The organism is Sanguibacter biliveldensis (genome assembly GCF_033798665.1).
GTDB lineage: Bacteria > Actinomycetota > Actinomycetes > Actinomycetales > Cellulomonadaceae > Sanguibacter > Sanguibacter inulinus.
Genome location: NZ_CP138359.1, coordinates 4,126,519 through 4,142,744 on the forward strand (window position 1 = coordinate 4,126,519; position 16,226 = coordinate 4,142,744).

Sequence of the window (16,226 nt, forward strand, 5' to 3'; positions counted from 1 at the left end):
CCGCTGGTCAGGGGGATGACAGGGGTCTCACCCCGGGATTCACCCTGGACCTGAGCGCATCTCAAGGTGGCGCTGGTGCCATGGAGCGGTGCCCCGTCCTGAGCGGCACGCCTTGCCTCAGCCGGTCGGCTCGACCGGCGAAAGCCCCCGGAGCACCTCATGCCGCACCCTTCCACGCCCCTGCCCGGACTCTCCGTCCGCCCGACGCAGGACGGGAGGGGGCGACGCCGCGCCCGGACCGTCGCCGTGTCGATCATGCTCGCGCTCGTCGGCCTGACGCTGCCACCCGTGGCGGCCGTCTCGGCCGACGAGCCGGCCGTGAGCCAGACGCTCGCACCGAGCCCCGCACCGGCCCCGGCTCCCTCGGCGACCGCCGACGAGACGGGACTTGCGCCGGAAGGGGCCGTGGACACGCAGCCCGCCGACGAGCCTGCGCCTGCCGCGACCGCCCCCGAGGCCCCGGGAGCCACCGAGGGCACAGACCCCAACGACGCCCCGGCCCAGCGCCAGGGCGCGGTCGCCGCCGCGGACCTCCCGACGAGCCAGGTGAACGTCACCAAGACGAACGACGTCGTGGGCGCACTGACCCCCGGCAAGGAGTTCACCTACCAGATCACCGTCAAGTGCTCCGGCCTCACCGTCGACTGCGTCGACGAGACCGTCACCGACGTGCTGCCGGCAGGCCTCGACGTCACGAGCCTGCCGCCGTCGACCCCCTCGCGCACCGTCACCTACGACGAGACGACCCGTGAGCTCACCGTCCAGTTCATCGACGCGCTGCAGGAGCCCGTCGGCGAGAAGGGCCTGACCGCAGGCTCGGCCGTCAACCTCACGATCGGCATGCGCCTGCCGGCCGACACCACGCTGCTCGACGGCAGCACGGTCTCGAACACCGCGACGGTCGTCGCCGAGAACGCCGAGCCGCACTCCTCGACCTCCGACCTCGTGGTCTCAGTCCCGCGCGTCGTGACACCCGTCGCGACGAAGCGCTGGGACAGCCCCGCCAACGTCGCTGGCACAGGGTCCACGAGCACGATCGTGCTCGGGGTCCGCAACACCTCGTCGACCTCGGCCGAGGTGACCGAGCTGTCCGTCAGCGACAGCACCCCCGCGACCTTCGAGCACTTCGACCTCACCGACGCCACGCTCCTGACCCTCCCGGCCGGCGCGACCACGGCCCAGCTCTTCGTGGTCGTCGACGGCGCCGAGGTGCCGGCCGGCCAGCTCACGGCCCCCGGTGCCTTCGACCTGCCCGCGGGCGTGGACGCGACCACCGTCACCGGGGCGCGCATCGCCTTCACCGCAGGCGGGACCGCGCTCCCCTACGACGCGACCGGCGGGTCTGTCTCCCTCGACATGGTCCTGCGCGACACGCTCCGCTCGACAGGCGAGCCGCTGCGCCCCAGCAGCCGGATCGTCGTGGACAACTGCGCAGTCCCCGGCGCCGTCGACGCCGTCGCCGGTCCGTCGACAGGGACGCAGGTCTGCGCGAGCACGCAGATCCTCCCCGACACCCTCGTCCTCGGCGCGACCAAGGACTACTTCCCTGACACCGACGGCAGCTACTCCGAAGACTCCGGCGAGCACGCCGTGATCGGCCACGCCTCCCCGGTGACCGCGATCGTCTCGATCACCAACCGGTCCCCCTTCAAGATCGCGGAGATCGTCGTCCGCGAGCCGCACAGCGCCCCGGTCGGAGACCCGAGCGCGAGCGAGCTCGAGAAGCTCGACGTCGCGCAGGTGCGCTGGGTGCTGCCGCAGGGTGGCACGAGCGCCCAGGTGCTCGTCACCTACGCCGACGGCACCATGACCGAGCAGACCTACACGGCAGACGGCACCGCCCCGACCGAGGCAGGCAAGCGCGTCACCGGCGTGACCATCACCTACTCGGGCCGCGACGCCGACGGCAACCCCAGCATCGCCGAGGGCGCGACAGCCCGGCTCGGCATCCACGGCACGCTCAACGACCTGGTGACCGACGACGACCTGGCCGACGGCACCAGCCCCTTCGTGCTCAACGTCGCCGGGTACACGGGCTCAGCCGGCCGCACCGACAGCACAGGCACCACCTCCGGGACGGTCTCGGGGCACCTCGAGGTCGAGACCGCGAACCCGAGCCTCGGCGGCACCAAGACCGTCGGGCAGACCTCGGTCCCCGAGGACCAGCCGATCCCCTTCACGCTGCGCGTGGTCAACAACGGCAACATCGCCCTCGTCTCCCCGGTCGTCTCCGACCCCCGCACCGAGCCTGACGGCACCCCCGTCGCGGCAGGCAACCCCTTCGACTCGCTCCGGCTCACGAGCGCCTCGGTCGACAAGTCCGCCAGCACCCCGGGAGTGACCATCGAGGTCTACGACCCCGTCGCCGCGGCCTGGGTCGCGTACACGGGCGCCGCAGCCGACGTCCTCGAGCGCGCGACAGGCGTCCGCGCCCGGATGGACGGAGAGCTCACGCCCACGAAGGGCTTCACGCTCAACCTGCGCACCGAGCGCCGCCCCGGTGTCCCTGACGGAGTCGTCATCACCAACTGCTACACCCCGACCGCAGGCGGCTACGTCGGCACCGAGGCGTGCTCCCCGCAGATCGAGACCGGCCCGGCCAACGACGCCGGGTCGCTCAACAAGTCGATCGCCCCGGCGACGCTCCCCGAGTGGGTCCCCGGGCTCTCCCAGCAGACCGCGACGGTCACGCTCACGGCCCGCAACACCGGCAACATGAGCATGAAGTCGCTCCAGATGACCGACCAGGACCCCGACTTCTTCGACGCCGTCGACTTCCGCACCTTCACAGGGCTGCGCATGCCGGCCGGCGCGGACCGCGTCCAGGTCGACGCCTACTCCGGCGGCGCCTGGGTGACAGGCACGCCGCGGACCACGGCGGTCCTGCCGAACGGCGTCAGCGCCGCGTCGGTCACCGGGCTGCGGGCCACCTTCACGTCGACGAGCACCGTCAACGACGGCTACATGCTCACGCCGTGCGCGGACACCATGTGCTCGGGCCGGCTGCTCTTCACGGTCAGCCCGCGCCAGCACCCGCGCAGCGACGCCACGGCTGAGGTCCCCGCGACGCTGACCAACACCGTCAGCGCCAGGTACCACACCTTCCTCAACCCGGTCTCGGGCGACCCCCGCGAGATCGACCCCGTCGACGCGACCCTCGCGCTCGTCGAGGGGACGTCGAGCATGGCGGTCTCCAAGACGCCGAACTCGTCGATCGAACCGGGTGAGGTGGCCCCCTTCAGGCTCACCGTGCGCAACACCGGCACCTCGAACATCAGCGACCTCGTGGTCAAGGACCTCCTGCCCGTCGGTCTCGAGCTCGACGAGAGCTTCGCCGGCGACGGCGGCCAGCCCTTCAAGGTCGTCGACGTGACGGTGCCCGCAGGGACGCCGCCCGTGCCCGCACCGGTCTTCACCGCGACACCTGACGGCGAGCGCACGGCGGGTCTCACCTGGGACTTCTCGACCAGCGCCGACGGGCAGCCCTGGCTGCTCGCCCCGAGCGCCCGCCTCACCATCGAGATCCAGGTGCGCCTCGAGCCCGGTGTGACGACCAACCAGGTCATCACCAACACCATGGGCGCGACCGGGACGGGCCCGTCCTTCACCTGCGACGCCGCGTCCCAGACCGACGGCGCCTTCGGCCCCGGCACGTACTGCACGGCGAGCGCCGGTGTGACCGTCAAGGGCGGAGCCGCGTTCAGCGCCCGCAAGTGGGTCGCCGGGACCGTCGACCTCGGCTGGTACAACACCCGGACGAAGACCACCGTCGCGGTCGGCGGACCGCAGTGCCCGTCGCGCGTCGGCCCCGACGGCGTCGTCTACACGGCCTTCCCGTGCATCGCGCTCGTCAACCCGGGCGACCAGTTCCAGTACCTGCTGCGCCTGGTCAACGCGGGGACCGAGTCCGCGACGAACATGCGGATCGTCGACAGGTTCCCCGTCCAGGGCGACACCGGCGTGATCCTCGACCAGTCCCGCGGGACGCAGTGGACCACGCGCCCGACCCTCGCCTCCGAGCCGCAGCTCGCCGGCCCTGGGGCGATGACCACCCGCTACACGACCAGCGGGACCATCTGCACCTCCGACCTCGACATGGGTGGGGCGGGTTCGTCCAAGCCGCAGTGCGCCGGCTCCGAGTGGGCCGCGCCCTTCTCCCCCGACGTCACCGCGGCGTCGATGGACCTCACCTTCGCGACGCCGCTCGTCCCGGGTGGCTCCGTCGACATCACCTTCGCGATGACCTCCCCGGTCGACGCGACCGAGGTGGCCAACCCCTCGGTCGCGTGGAACTCCTTCGCGCACGCCGAGACCACGCAGCGCGGTGGGGGCTCGTACGTGCTGCCCTCGACCGAGCCCATCCAGGTGGGTGTCGGCCTGATGTTCGGCAGCCTCGAGATCTCCAAGGAGATCGGTGAGAACCCCTACGGTCTCGCCCTCGACGACGTCGACTTCGGCGTGCGCGTCGTGTGCACGGTCGACCCCGTCGGCGGCGACGTGACCACGGTCCGCGACGAGACGCTCTCGGTCTCCGTCGACAGCCCTGTCACGGTCGGCGGGATCCCGTCGGGAGCCGAGTGCGCCGTGTGGGAGACCGACCCCCGGGGCGGCGCCGGGGACGCGACCGAAACAGACCCGGTCCTGGTCACCATCCCGGCCGACGCGACCGGGACGACCTCGGTGCAGCAGGTCCGGATCGTCAACGACTTCTCCACGACGCGCCTCGCGCTCGTCAAAGAGGTCGCCGGCAAGGCCGCGCCGTACGCGCAGACGACCTACCCCGCGGCGGTCACCTGCACCTACGGTGGTGCGCCTGTCGCAGGCTTCGACCCGCTCCAGGTCACCGTGAGCTCCCTCGAGACGACTGTCGTCGACGTGCCCTCGGGCGCTGAGTGCTCGGTCCTCGAGACCGGTGCCGGTGGCGCGACACAAGTCACCTACGGGGCCGGCGTCGCCCGTCCCGAGCGTGCTGCTGGTGCTGACAGCGCTGACGGCGCACCTGCCGTCGGTGCCGCCAGCGCGGAGCCGACCCCGGCGCTCATGGCCGCCGGGATGGTCACGACCCTCGAGATCGTCAACGAGTTCCGCGCCGGCTCGCTCGTCGTCGCGAAGGACTTCAGCGGCCCGGGTGCGGTCGGCCTGACCGCCGGACCCTTCACCTTCTCCGTGGTGTGCTCGCTCGACGGGCGCGCCGACGCGGTGAGCACCGAGGTGGTCGTCCAGGGTGACGGCAGCGGGGAGACGCTCTACTCCGAGCCTCTCGACGGGCTCCCCGTGGGTGCCGAGTGCGTGGTCACCGAGACGGGGACCGGCGGGGCCGACACCACCCCGGCTCCCGTCACGGTGACGATCCCCGACGCTGTCGAGGGCCTCGAGCAGACTGTCGTCGCCGGCTTCACCAACGTGTTCTCGGCCGCGACGCTCGACCTCACCAAGATCGTCGACGGCGACGCCGCCGACACCGAGGCCGTGCGCGACGCAGAGTTCACGGTCCTGGTCACCTGCCAGGTCGAGGCCTCTGACGGGACGATCCTCACGCTCGGGTCGGCCTCGACGCAGATCCGTGGTGGCGAGACGCTGCGGCTCGTCGACGCCGACGGCGCCGACCTGCTGCTGCCGAACGGGGCGCACTGCTTCGCCGCGGAGACCGAGACCGGTGGCGCGACGACGGTCACCATCGACGCCGACTCCTACGAGACAGCCGTGGTCGTCGGCACGAGCGACGAGGTGCAGGAGATCGGCTTGACTGTCGTCAACACCTTCACGACGCCGCCCGAGCCCGTCGAGCCGACGGGCCCGACAGACCCGTCGGTCGACCCGTCGACCCCGACCGGACCTGGTTCGACCCCGGGTGACGGAGGCGTCCCGGCTGCCGCAGGCGGCCTGCCCGTGACGGGTGCCGACGTGGCGTGGATCAGCGTCGTCGCGCTGCTGCTCGTCTCTGCGGGCGCCGTGCTCGTGGTCCGTCGCCGCCGCACGGCCGACGCGAGAGGTGAGACGCAGGGCTGACACACCCTCGGACGGCCCGCGGAGGCCCGGAGACCGACAGACGTCGGGCTCCGGGCCTTCGCGGGCGTCCGGGCTCCCCGCCGCGACGCGGCGCCCACGAGGAGGCAGACTCGACGGAGAAGCCACCAGACCACGAGGAGGAGCCCCATGACCACCATCGCCGTCACCGGCGCGACAGGCTCGGTAGGCGGGGCCGTCGCCCACCTGCTCAGCGAGGCCGGGCTCGAGCAGCGTCTTGTCGTCCGCTCACCCGACCGCGCTCCCCAGATCCCCGGCGCCCACGTCGTCCAGGCGTCCTACGGGGACACCGAGGCCTCCGACGCGGCCCTCGCCGGCGTCGACGTGCTCTTCATGGTCTCTGGGGCCGAGAGCGCCGAGCGCCTCGACCAGCACAGGGCCTTCGTGGACGCCGCCGCCCGCGCCGGTGTCCAGCACGTCGTGTACACGTCCTTCCTCGGGGCGTCGCCGACAGCCGTCTTCACGCTCGCCCGCGACCACTGGTACACCGAAGAGCACATCCGGGCCTCCGGGATGGCGTACACGTTCCTGCGGGACTCGTTCTACCTCGACTTCCTGCCCATGCTCGCCGGCGAGGACGGCGTGATCCGCGGGCCTGCCGGGCAGGGACGTCTCGGTGCGGTCGCCCGCGAAGACGTCGCCCGGGTCGCCGCGGTCGTGCTGCAGGACCCGGCGTCGCACGCCGGCCAGACCTACGAGCTCACCGGGCGCGAGGCCCTGAGCATCCCCGAGGCCATCGAGGTGATCCGCGAGGTGACAGGCCGCGACCTCGCCTACGTCGACGAGACCGTCCCCGAGGCCTACGAGTCGCGGCGCGTCTACGACGCCCCCGACTGGGAGGTCCACGCCTGGGTGTCCACGTACACGGCGATCGCCCAGGGCGAGCTCGCGACGGTCACGGGCACCGTCGAACGGCTCACCGGCCGGCCGCCGCTGACGCTGCGCGAGCTGCTCAGCCAGCAGACCGGCTGAGCAGCACGGCGGCGGACTGGCCGGTGAGGTGTGGCGGCGTACTGGCCGGTCAGGTCCGGCGCCGGACTGACCGGCTAGGTGCGCGGGGGCGGACCGGCCGTACAGCTGCGGAGGGCTCGCGCGGGCGAGCGCCTCTCAGCTGTACGACGCGGCCAGGCGGCGCAGACCCTCGTCGACCGAGACGGCCGGCTCCCAGCGCAGGTCGCGGCGGGTGCGGCGCTGGTCGAACCAGTGCGCCGTCGACAGCTGCTCGGCGAGGAACCTCGTCATCGGCGGCTCGTCGGCCCCCGGGCGGATCTTCCAGCCGGCCTCGACGGCCGAGCCAGCCGCACGGGCGACCGACGCCGGCACGCTCCAGCGCGGCGGCTCGACGCCGGCAGCACGGCAGATCCCCGCGAGGAGCTCTGCGACGGGCCGCGGCTCACCGTTGGTGATGACGTAGGCCTGGCCGTGCACGTCGTCGACGGCGCGCAGGGCCGCGACGATCGCGCTCGCCGCGTTGTCGACGTAGGTCGAGTCGATGAGCGCGGCGCCGTGCCCGAGCAGGGGGAGACGTCCCGCGCGGGCCCGCTCGACGACGCGGGCGACGAGCTGGGTGTCCCCGGGGCCCCAGACGAGGTGCGGGCGCACGGCGACGACGCGCATGACGGAGCCGGCGCTGGCACTCTCTGGCGTGGACCCGTCACCGAGAGCAGCCCCGTCGCGGGCGAGGGCCAGCAGCTCGGCTGCGGCCTTCGTGCGGGCGTAGTCGCCGCGGGCGAGCGCAGGGTCCGCAGGCCCGGCGTCGTCGCCGACGATCGAGTCGCCGTGGTGGGCCACCGACGGCGACGACACGTGCACGACGCGCGGCACCCCGGCGGCCTGCGCGGCGTCGAGCAGCGTCCGGATGCCGCCGACGTTGACCCTCTCGAAGTCGGCAGGATCACCGGCGAGCGAGACCTTCGCAGCGAGGTGCACCACGGCGTCGGCACCGGCTACGGCACGAGCGACGACCTCCGGGTCGGTGACCGAGCCCAGCACGTCGGTCGCCCCTGGCGTGCGGCTCGGCGTCCGCTGGAGGGTCCGCACGGCGTAGCCGCCCGCGAGCAGCTCGCGGACCACGGCACGGCCGAGGAACCCGCTCGCCCCTGTGACGAGGACCGTCTGGTCGGCTGGTGTCGCGGGCTCGGTCATGGGGTGGTCATCCGTCCTCCGGAGAGCACGTCCTCGGCCCAGGCGGCCAGACGGCTCCGGTCGATCTTCGAGTTGTGGCGCACGTCCGTCGGCAGGTCGGGCACCACGAGCACGGCGGCGAGAGGCTCAGAGACCCGCGCCCTGACGTCTTCGGCGACGTCGTGCGGCGCGAGGCCAGGGCGGCGGCTGCGCTCGGCGGTCTCGACGACGGCGACGAGCTGCTGGGTCCCGCCGGGCCCGACACCCACCACACCGGCGCGCGCGACGAGGCTCGACGACTCTGCGGCCTGCTCGGGCGCCACGGGGGTCACCACACCGCCGGCCGTGACGACCACGTGGGCGAGGCGACCCTCGACCCACAGGCGGCCGTCGGCGTCGAGGTGCCCGACGTCACCGGTCCGGTGCCAGCGCTGACCCTCGGGTGCCGCTGGCCCGTCGACGCGTCGGCTCGCGCGCTCGGTCAACCACAGCCTGTCGTAGCGGTCCTTGACGTGCGGGGCCGCCACGACGATCTCGCCGGTGACGTCAGGGGTGTCGCCGAGCTCGCCGGTCGCCCGGCCCTGCTCGTCGAGCGCCACGACCCGCACCGTCGCCGTCGCGACGGGGCGTCCGACGCACACGCCGCGCCCGCCGCTCGCCTCGGCGGCGCGGATCTCGTCCGCGGTCACGTCGGTGAGCAGCAGGCCCTCGGTCATGCCGTAGGGCGTGTGGGCGGTCGCGGCGGGCATGAGGCTCTCGGCGGCAGCCAGCAGGCTGCCCGAGACGGGCGCCCCGGCCGAGAGGAAGGTCTGCACCCGGGCGAGCGCCGCACGGTCGTCGTCCGTGAGGTCGCCCGAGGTCGCGACGACGTTCGCGATCGCGGCGGGCGACAAGAACAGCGTGGTCGCGTCGGCTGCTGCGACTGCCGCGGCCGTCGCCTGCGCCGTGAGCGTGCTGGGCGAGGTGACGTCCATGTCCGGGGTCACCGAACGGGCTCCGAGGGCCGGACCGAGCAGCGCGAAGGGCGCAAAACCTGCGACGAGGCCCGAGCCGGGGCCGATGCCGTAGCGCTCGGCGAGGGCGTCACGGACCGCCGAGAGCTGGCCGTGCGCGTAGACGACGCCCTTGGCGGGTCCGGTCGACCCCGAGGTGAAGAGGACCGCTGCGGTGTCGTCGGGCGAGGGCACCGGGGCGAGCGCGGCGAGGGTCGTCCCCTCGAGGGCGCGTGCGCCGAGCGCCGCGACGTCGAGCAGGCTGCGCGTGACGCCGAGGGCCCGTGCTGTCGGTGAGGGGAGCACGGTGGTCGAGATCTTCACGCCGGGCCAGCCGAGGGCGCGGGCGGCCGAGAGCCCCGGGAGCGCGCCGATCACGTAGGACGGGCGGGCGCCGCGGACCGCACGCGTCAGACCACGCAGGCCGAGGCCAGCGTCGGCGACCACCACGACGGCGCCGATGCGCACGCAGGCGTAGAGGACGGCTGTGAGGTCGGCGCCCGGCGGCACGAGGAGGGAGACACGGTCCCCCGGGCGGACGCCGAGGCTCAGCAGACCGGCGGCGATCTCGTCGACCCGGCGCGAGAGCAGACGCCAGCTCACGGTGCGCGGGCCGGCACCCGAGGACGGGGCCATCTCGACGAGGACGGTGTCGTCGCTGTCGCGCAGGTCCTCGAGGTTCTGCCACAGGGGCGCGGTGGTCCAGGCTGCGGTCTCGGTGGGAGCCGCGGCGCCAGGAGCAGGGACGCCCGCAGCAGCGCCGTCCACGGGCTCGGCCGCACGCGCCGCGGTGAGGTCTGCGAGCCACGTGAGCACGGCGCCCGCGTAGTCGACCTCTTCGGCGATCATGTGGCCGGCACCCTCGAAGCGGTGGACGTCGAGCTGCGGCAGCCGGTCCATGAGGTCGTCGAGGTAGCGGTCGCTGAAGATCGGGTCGCGCGGGCCCCACAGGGCGAGGGCGGGGACCGTGAGGCTGCGCAGCCCCTCGGCGATCCGCTCGAGCTCGGCGTGGCTGGGGTGCGTCTCGTCGACGGGGATGTCCGCCACGAAGGCACCGATGCCGCCGCGGCGGTCGGCGCGCAGGTAGGGAGCCATGAAGCCGTCGCGGACCTCGCGGCTCAGCGCGGGCCGGGCGAGGGCCAGGGTGGTCGCGAGGAAGCCGGGGGTGCTCACCGTCGCGCGGCCGAGCACGGGACCCTGGAGGGTGAGGCGCAGCAGCGCGGGGATCGGGTCGGACTCCGGCTGGTGCACGGCGGTGTTGAGGACCGTCGCGGCGAGCAGGTGCTCCGGGTGGTCGACTGCCCAGCCGAGCGAGACGACGCCGCCCCAGTCGTGACCGAGGGTGACGACAGGTCCTTCGAGGCCGAGGGCCGTCGTCAGGGCGTCGAGGTCACGGACGCGCTGCGGCAGGCCGCGGGGGCTGCCCGTGCGCTCGGAGAACCCCATGTCGAGCTGGTCGACGGCCACGACGCGCCACACGTCGCCGCCGGCCTGAGCCTGCTCGGTCGCTGCGGAGAGCAGGCCGCGCCACAGGTAGGACCACGTGGGGTTCCCGTGCACGCAGAGGATGGTGCCGATCGGCTCGGACCCGGACTGCTCGAGGCGCGAGAGGTTGTCCAGGACGTGCCAGGTGCGCCGCGCTCCCTCGCTGTCCGGTGCCTCGACGAGGCGCGACCACGCCGGGTCGAGCCCGTCGAGCGCAGGGGGCAGCACGGCCGCCGACGTGGTGGACGCGGCGGCTGGGAGCGAAGGGTTCACCAGGTGATCTCCATCATCGAGGTGTTGAGGCCCGAGCCGACGCCCATGAGCAGGACCCTGTCGCCGGGGGCGAGGGTCGAGGACTGCTCGGCGAGGGTGATCGGGATGGACGCCGGGCCGACGTTCCCGTACCGCGGGTAGGTGGTCGGGACCTTCGAGCGGTCGAGCTTGGCAGCCTTGACGATCGCGCTCGTGTGGACGTCGGACACCTGGTGCAGCACGTAGCGGTCCATCGCGGACCAGCTCCACGTGTCCTTGGCCTCCTGCCACGCCGCGACGACCAGCTCCATGCCGCCCTTGAGCAGCGCCTTGGTGTCGGTGTACATGCCGTTGACCGAGCCGACGCACACGTCGTGGAACTGGGTCGCGGCACGCGTCACGCCGCCGAGGATGCGGTGCCCCGACGGGTGGGAGTCGGCCGGGCCGAGGATCGCCGCAGCAGCGCCGGAGCCGAGCGTGAGGCTCGCGAACTCGTTCATGAAGTCCGAGCGCTTGGTCTCCGGGCGGTTGAGCCGCTCGATGGTGTTGTCGTTGACCTCGTCGGCGTCTTCGCCGTCGATGATCATCGCGTAGCGGATCTGGCCCGAGTCGATCATGTGCGCGGCGACGGTCATGCCGTTGATGAAGCCCAGGCATGCGTTCGCGATGTCGAAGTTCATGGCCGACGACGGCAGACCCAGACCGTTGTGCATGCGTACGGCGACCGAGGGCTCGAGGTGGGGACGGGTCACCGAGGTGTTGATGATCAGCCCGATGTCCGAGGCCGAGATGCCCGCCTCGGCGAGGGCCTTCTCGCCGGCGGCGATCGCGGCAGACTCGAAGCTCTGGTCGGCGGCCCAGCGGCGGCGCTCGTGGACCCCCGCGACGCGCTGCAGCAGGCCCCGCGGCATGCGCAGGCGCTTGAGCGTCTCGGCGAGACGGTTGTCCATCTCCTCCGAGGTCGTCACGACGTCCGGCACGACCGTCGCGACCGACAGGAGCGCCACGTTCTGGTGCTTCGATGTTGCGTTGCCGTTCACGTTCGCGTTCCTGTCGTTCGTGTGGGCGGGCCACGGGCCGGGATGCTCATCGTGCGTCCGTCGGCCGCGCTCCGCATGTTCGGGGTGGACCGGCCGCGGGCGCGCGAGCACCGCGCACGGTCGTGTCCTGAAGGCCCCGAGCCCCTGGCGGGGTCGACGGGTCCACCCTCTATGATCCACCAGCCGCGCGGCGCAGGCTCCGCGAGCCCAGGTGTCGACCGTCACGATGCCCTGGTTCGAGCCGGTTCTTCACCCTCTGCGCACCAGATCCGCCCGGATGTGCTGTGAGAGAAACACGTCGGCGGACCGGTCGTAGGCCGCTGCGGGTGTGGCGCACGCCACCTCCCAGGCGGTCGGGAACACCCTCTCGGCGGCTCACGCTGCCCCTCGACCGGCCGATGAGAGGCGTATCCGGCCTCGACCGTCCAGGTCGACCCCCGCCGCCGGCCATATCCACGGAGCACCCCATGAACGCCGCTTCACGACGCCCCAGCACCTCGTCCGCGCGGGGCGGCCTCTCTGCCAGGTTCCGCGACCTGGGCGTGCGCACCAAGGTCCTCGCGGCCGTCGGTGTCTCGACAGCCGTCGCCGTGCTCGTCGGCGTGCTGGGTCTGGCGGCGCTGAGCAGCTCGGCCGCGACGACCGAGATGCTCTACGAGGAGAACATCCTCGGCGTCCACTTCTCCGCGGACATGGAGACCGCGATGAGCGACATGCGCCTCAAGGTGCGCGACGTGATGCTCGCGGTCGACGAAGAGTCCAAGCGCGCCAAGCTCGTCGAGCTCGACGAGGCAGAGGCGCGCTTCGACGAGGCGCGCGCGGCGTACGGCGCAACACAGCTCGACGCGAACCGCGAGCTGGTGCTCGACACGCTCGACACCGTGCTCCGCAAGTACCTCAACGACCAGCGGACGGTCATGGCGCCGATCGCACTCTCGGGCAACACCGCCCTGTGGGTCCAGACGAACGAGGACATCGTCGGCCCGCTCAGCTCGATGATGACGGCCCAGGTCGACGCCCTCATCACGGCGGAGACGGAGCGGTCGGTCGAGGCCGTCGCGAGCGCGCGGTCTGCCTACGAGCAGCAGCGCGTGGTGTCGGTCCTCGTGCTCGTGCTCGGTGCGCTCCTCGCCCTCGGGCTCGGCTGGCTGGTCGCCCGTCAGGTCGCCAGCAGCGCCCGCCGGGTGCAGGACGTCGTCGAGAAGGTCGCCGCGGGCGACCTCACGGGGACGACGGGGATGACCTCCCGCGACGAGCTGGGTCGCATGGGTGCGGCGCTCGACGGCGCGCTGGTGAACCTGCGGTCGGTGATGAGCACCGTCGTGCGGTCCTCCGACTCGGTCGCTGCGGCCTCCGAGCAGCTCTCCGCCAGCTCCCACCAGATCTCGGCCGGTGCCGAGGAGACCTCCGCCCAGGCCGGGGTCGTCTCGGCAGCGGCGCTCCAGGTGTCCGGGAACGTCCAGACCGTCGCGGCCGGCGCCGAGGAGATGGGTGCGTCGATCCGCGAGATCTCGCAGTCGGCCAACGACGCCGCCCGGGTGGCCGCCGAGGCCGTCACCGCGGCCCAGAGCGCGACAGGGTCTGTGGCCAAGCTCGGCACGTCCAGCCAGGAGATCGGGGACGTCGTGCGCGTCATCACGACCATCGCCGAGCAGACGAACCTGCTCGCGCTCAACGCGACCATCGAGGCCGCACGTGCCGGCGAGGCTGGCAAGGGCTTCGCCGTCGTCGCCTCGGAGGTCAAGGACCTCGCGCAGGAGACCGCCCGGGCCACCGAGTCGATCGGACGCCTGGTCGAGACCATCCAGACCGACACCGCCGGTGCGGTCTCGTCGATCGAGCACATCTCGGGGGTCATCAGCTCGATCAACGACTACCAGCTGACGATCGCCTCGGCCGTCGAGGAGCAGACGGCGACGACGACGGAGATGAGCCGCAACGTGGCCGACGCCGCGACAGGGGCGGGCGAGATCGCCTCGAACATCACCGGGGTCTCGGACGCGGCCGACTCGACCACCCAGGCGCTCGCGCAGACGACCGCCGCGGTCAACGAGCTCGCCCGGATGGCCGCCGAGATGCGCGCCTCGGTCTCGACCTTCACGTACTGACGCAGGACGCAGCCGGGGGGCGTGGCCTCCCGGCTGTGAGCCGTGTGACGGTGGTCCAGGGCAGACTCGGGGACGGATCTCGCCGCTCAGGCGTTGTCCCTGGTAGACCTGCCCGCCGACCGAAGGACCACCCATGAGCACGCCGACCGTCATCCGCCCCTCCGAGCCCTCGACGGGGCCCGTCGGACCAGGCGGCGGACCGGGTGGTCACGGACCCGGCGACGGCTCCGGTCGCAGGCCCGACGGCAGCAGCTCCGGCGACGGCGGTTCCGGCCGCCGACCTGGCAGCAGCAGCCCTGCCGGCGGTGGCTCTACCAGCCCGGCCGTGACCGGGGCCGAGCTCGCGGTGATCGCCCGGCGCGAGCTCGTGTCCACGCCCGTCGGTGACCTGGACACAGCGGTCGAGGTCCTCGAGCGCCTCAACAAGCTCCAGGTCCTCGGGACCTTCTTGCAGCGCGGCATGGAGGCGATGACCTCGCTCCGGTCGAGCCAGTTCATGATCCTCAAGGCCATCGAGTGCGAGGTCGACCACCCGCGGCACATCGGGCGCAAGGTCGGCATGGAGACCGGGGCTGTCGAGCTCACCCTCGTGTCCCTGCGCGAGAAGGGCCTCGTGACGACCCGCTCTGACCGCGGTCACGTCGTCGCGGCGGCGCTCACCGACACCGGACGCGCGATCCTCACGCAGGCCGAGGCCATGCAGATCCGGGCGACCGACGCGCTCCTGCAGCGTGCCGAGCCCTCCGAGGTGGCCGAGGTCCTCGACCTGCTCGACCGCGCTGTCGAGAGCGTCCACGCGATCATCGGTCTGCGCGACGCGGACGAAGACCTCGCGGCGCGGACCGGTGCCACGGGATCACCTCTGCCGGGGCACGGGCCGACCGTCTGCTGACGCGGCCCGGTGAGATCTCGTCTCGTCCGTCACACCGGGAATCCTTACCACCCTGTCGGGGTTGACGCGGGAGAGGGCGAGAACGCCCCGCACACGACTGAGGGAGATGGGCGCAGATGTCCGGACAGAGGTTCGACGGCAAGGTAGCGATCGTGACGGGTGGAGGCAGCGGCATCGGCGCCTCGGTCTCCCGCAGGCTGGCTGCCGAGGGCGCCTCCGTGGTCGTCACCGACATCCGTCTGGACGCCGCGCAGGGGATCGTCGACGAGATCGTCGCCGCGGGCGGGACGGCCTCGGCCTTCGCGCAGAACACCGCCAAGCACGAAGACTCCGACGCGGCTGTGCGCTTCGCCGTCGAGACCTACGGCGCCCTCCACCTCGCGGTCAACAACGCCGGCATCGGCGCAGCCCCGCAGAACATCGGCGAGTACGACATCGAGGCCTGGGACCGCGTCCGCGCGGTAGACCTCGACGGCGTGTTCTACGGCCTGCGCTACCAGATCCCCGCGATGGTGTCCGCCGGCGGCGGCGCGATCGTCAACATGGGCTCTGTGCTCGGCTCCGTCGGCATCGCGCAGAACGCCGCGTACGTGACGAGCAAGCACGCGCTCATCGGCCTGACCAAGGTCGCCGCCCTCGAGTACACGGCCCAGGGCGTGCGGACCAACGCCGTCGGCCCCGGCTTCATCGACACCCCGCTCGTCCGCTCCTCGCTCTCCCCCGAGGCCCTGACCGACCTCGAGGAGAAGCACGCGTCGAAGCGCCTCGGGACCGACGACGAGGTCGCCTCGCTCGTCCTGTTCCTGCTGAGCGACGAGGCGTCGTTCATCTCGGGCAGCTACCACCTGGTCGACGGCGGCTACTCGGCAGCCTGACCCGCTGCCGGGCGACCGGCACGCACGCACCACCTGACGGGCCGCCGGCCGACGTCCCACGACGTCGACCGGCGGCCTTCGTCGTGCCCGGACGCCACCCCTGTTGCGCACCCACTCCGACCCGTAGTACTTTTACTACATGCCGAAGCAGAAGAACGACGAGCCGCCGCAGTTCTACACGCGTCTGCCCGTCCTGCGCACCGAGCGGGGCATGAGCCGCAGAGAGCTCGCCGAGGCCGTCGGTGTGCACTACCAGACCATCGGCTACCTCGAGCGGGGCGAGTACAGCCCCAGCCTCGTGCTCGCACTCAAGATCGCCGAGGCCCTCGGCGTCCCTCTCGGTGCAGCGTTCTCGCTGACACCGTTCCCGAGCATGGCCGACCAGATCTACAACGAGGGTCGCTGACCCCGCTGGCCCGACCCTCGGCACC

General features: G+C 72.5%; 9 protein-coding genes. 6 read left to right on the forward strand and 3 right to left on the reverse strand.

What is annotated here, in order from left to right:
- Nucleotides 1-159 precede the first annotated feature (159 nt).
- Both SANBI_RS17965 and SANBI_RS17970 read left to right on the forward strand, forming a co-directional pair.
- On the forward strand, nucleotides 160-6,009 hold the full coding sequence (locus SANBI_RS17965) for a DUF5979 domain-containing protein (RefSeq protein WP_319157498.1): 5,850 nt from the start codon (nucleotides 160-162) through the stop codon (nucleotides 6,007-6,009).
- A gap of 147 nt (nucleotides 6,010-6,156) precedes the next feature.
- Entirely contained in the window at nucleotides 6,157-6,999 is an 843-nt protein-coding gene (locus SANBI_RS17970; protein ID WP_319157500.1) for an SDR family oxidoreductase, read from the forward strand.
- 135 nt (nucleotides 7,000-7,134) lie between these two features.
- On the opposite strand, the gene SANBI_RS17975 is transcribed toward SANBI_RS17970, so the two are convergent.
- The 3 genes from SANBI_RS17975 to SANBI_RS17985 are packed head-to-tail and all read right to left on the reverse strand — an operon-like array spanning nucleotide 7,135 to nucleotide 11,920.
- Nucleotides 7,135-8,172 (reverse strand): NAD-dependent epimerase/dehydratase family protein, encoded by a 1,038-nt coding sequence (locus tag SANBI_RS17975; RefSeq protein WP_319157502.1) that lies wholly within the window; start codon nucleotides 8,170-8,172, stop codon nucleotides 7,135-7,137.
- The gene (locus SANBI_RS17980) at nucleotides 8,169-10,901 is read right to left on the reverse strand and encodes an alpha/beta fold hydrolase (RefSeq protein ID WP_319157504.1); all 2,733 of its coding nucleotides are present in this window, start codon (nucleotides 10,899-10,901) and stop codon (nucleotides 8,169-8,171) included. Before SANBI_RS17980 ends, SANBI_RS17975 begins: the two co-directional genes overlap by 4 nt.
- Nucleotides 10,898-11,920 (reverse strand): 3-oxoacyl-ACP synthase III, encoded by a 1,023-nt coding sequence (locus SANBI_RS17985; protein WP_056126981.1) that lies wholly within the window; start codon nucleotides 11,918-11,920, stop codon nucleotides 10,898-10,900. The genes SANBI_RS17980 and SANBI_RS17985 overlap by 4 nt, the downstream gene beginning before the upstream one ends.
- Before the next feature lie 467 nt (nucleotides 11,921-12,387).
- Here SANBI_RS17985 and SANBI_RS17990 point away from each other — a divergent pair, with 467 nt between their 5' ends.
- The 4 genes from SANBI_RS17990 (at nucleotide 12,388) to SANBI_RS18005 (ending at nucleotide 16,201) form a co-directional block, all read left to right on the forward strand.
- The gene (locus SANBI_RS17990; protein WP_319157507.1) at nucleotides 12,388-14,028 is read left to right on the forward strand and encodes a methyl-accepting chemotaxis protein; all 1,641 of its coding nucleotides are present in this window, start codon (nucleotides 12,388-12,390) and stop codon (nucleotides 14,026-14,028) included.
- A gap of 133 nt (nucleotides 14,029-14,161) precedes the next feature.
- The gene (locus SANBI_RS17995; protein ID WP_319157509.1) at nucleotides 14,162-14,920 is read left to right on the forward strand and encodes a MarR family winged helix-turn-helix transcriptional regulator; all 759 of its coding nucleotides are present in this window, start codon (nucleotides 14,162-14,164) and stop codon (nucleotides 14,918-14,920) included.
- Between the two features lie 116 nt (nucleotides 14,921-15,036).
- The gene (locus tag SANBI_RS18000; RefSeq protein WP_319157510.1) at nucleotides 15,037-15,795 is read left to right on the forward strand and encodes an SDR family NAD(P)-dependent oxidoreductase; all 759 of its coding nucleotides are present in this window, start codon (nucleotides 15,037-15,039) and stop codon (nucleotides 15,793-15,795) included.
- A gap of 139 nt (nucleotides 15,796-15,934) precedes the next feature.
- On the forward strand, nucleotides 15,935-16,201 hold the full coding sequence (locus SANBI_RS18005) for a helix-turn-helix transcriptional regulator (protein WP_056126976.1): 267 nt from the start codon (nucleotides 15,935-15,937) through the stop codon (nucleotides 16,199-16,201).
- The last annotated feature ends 25 nt before the right edge of the window (nucleotides 16,202-16,226 follow it).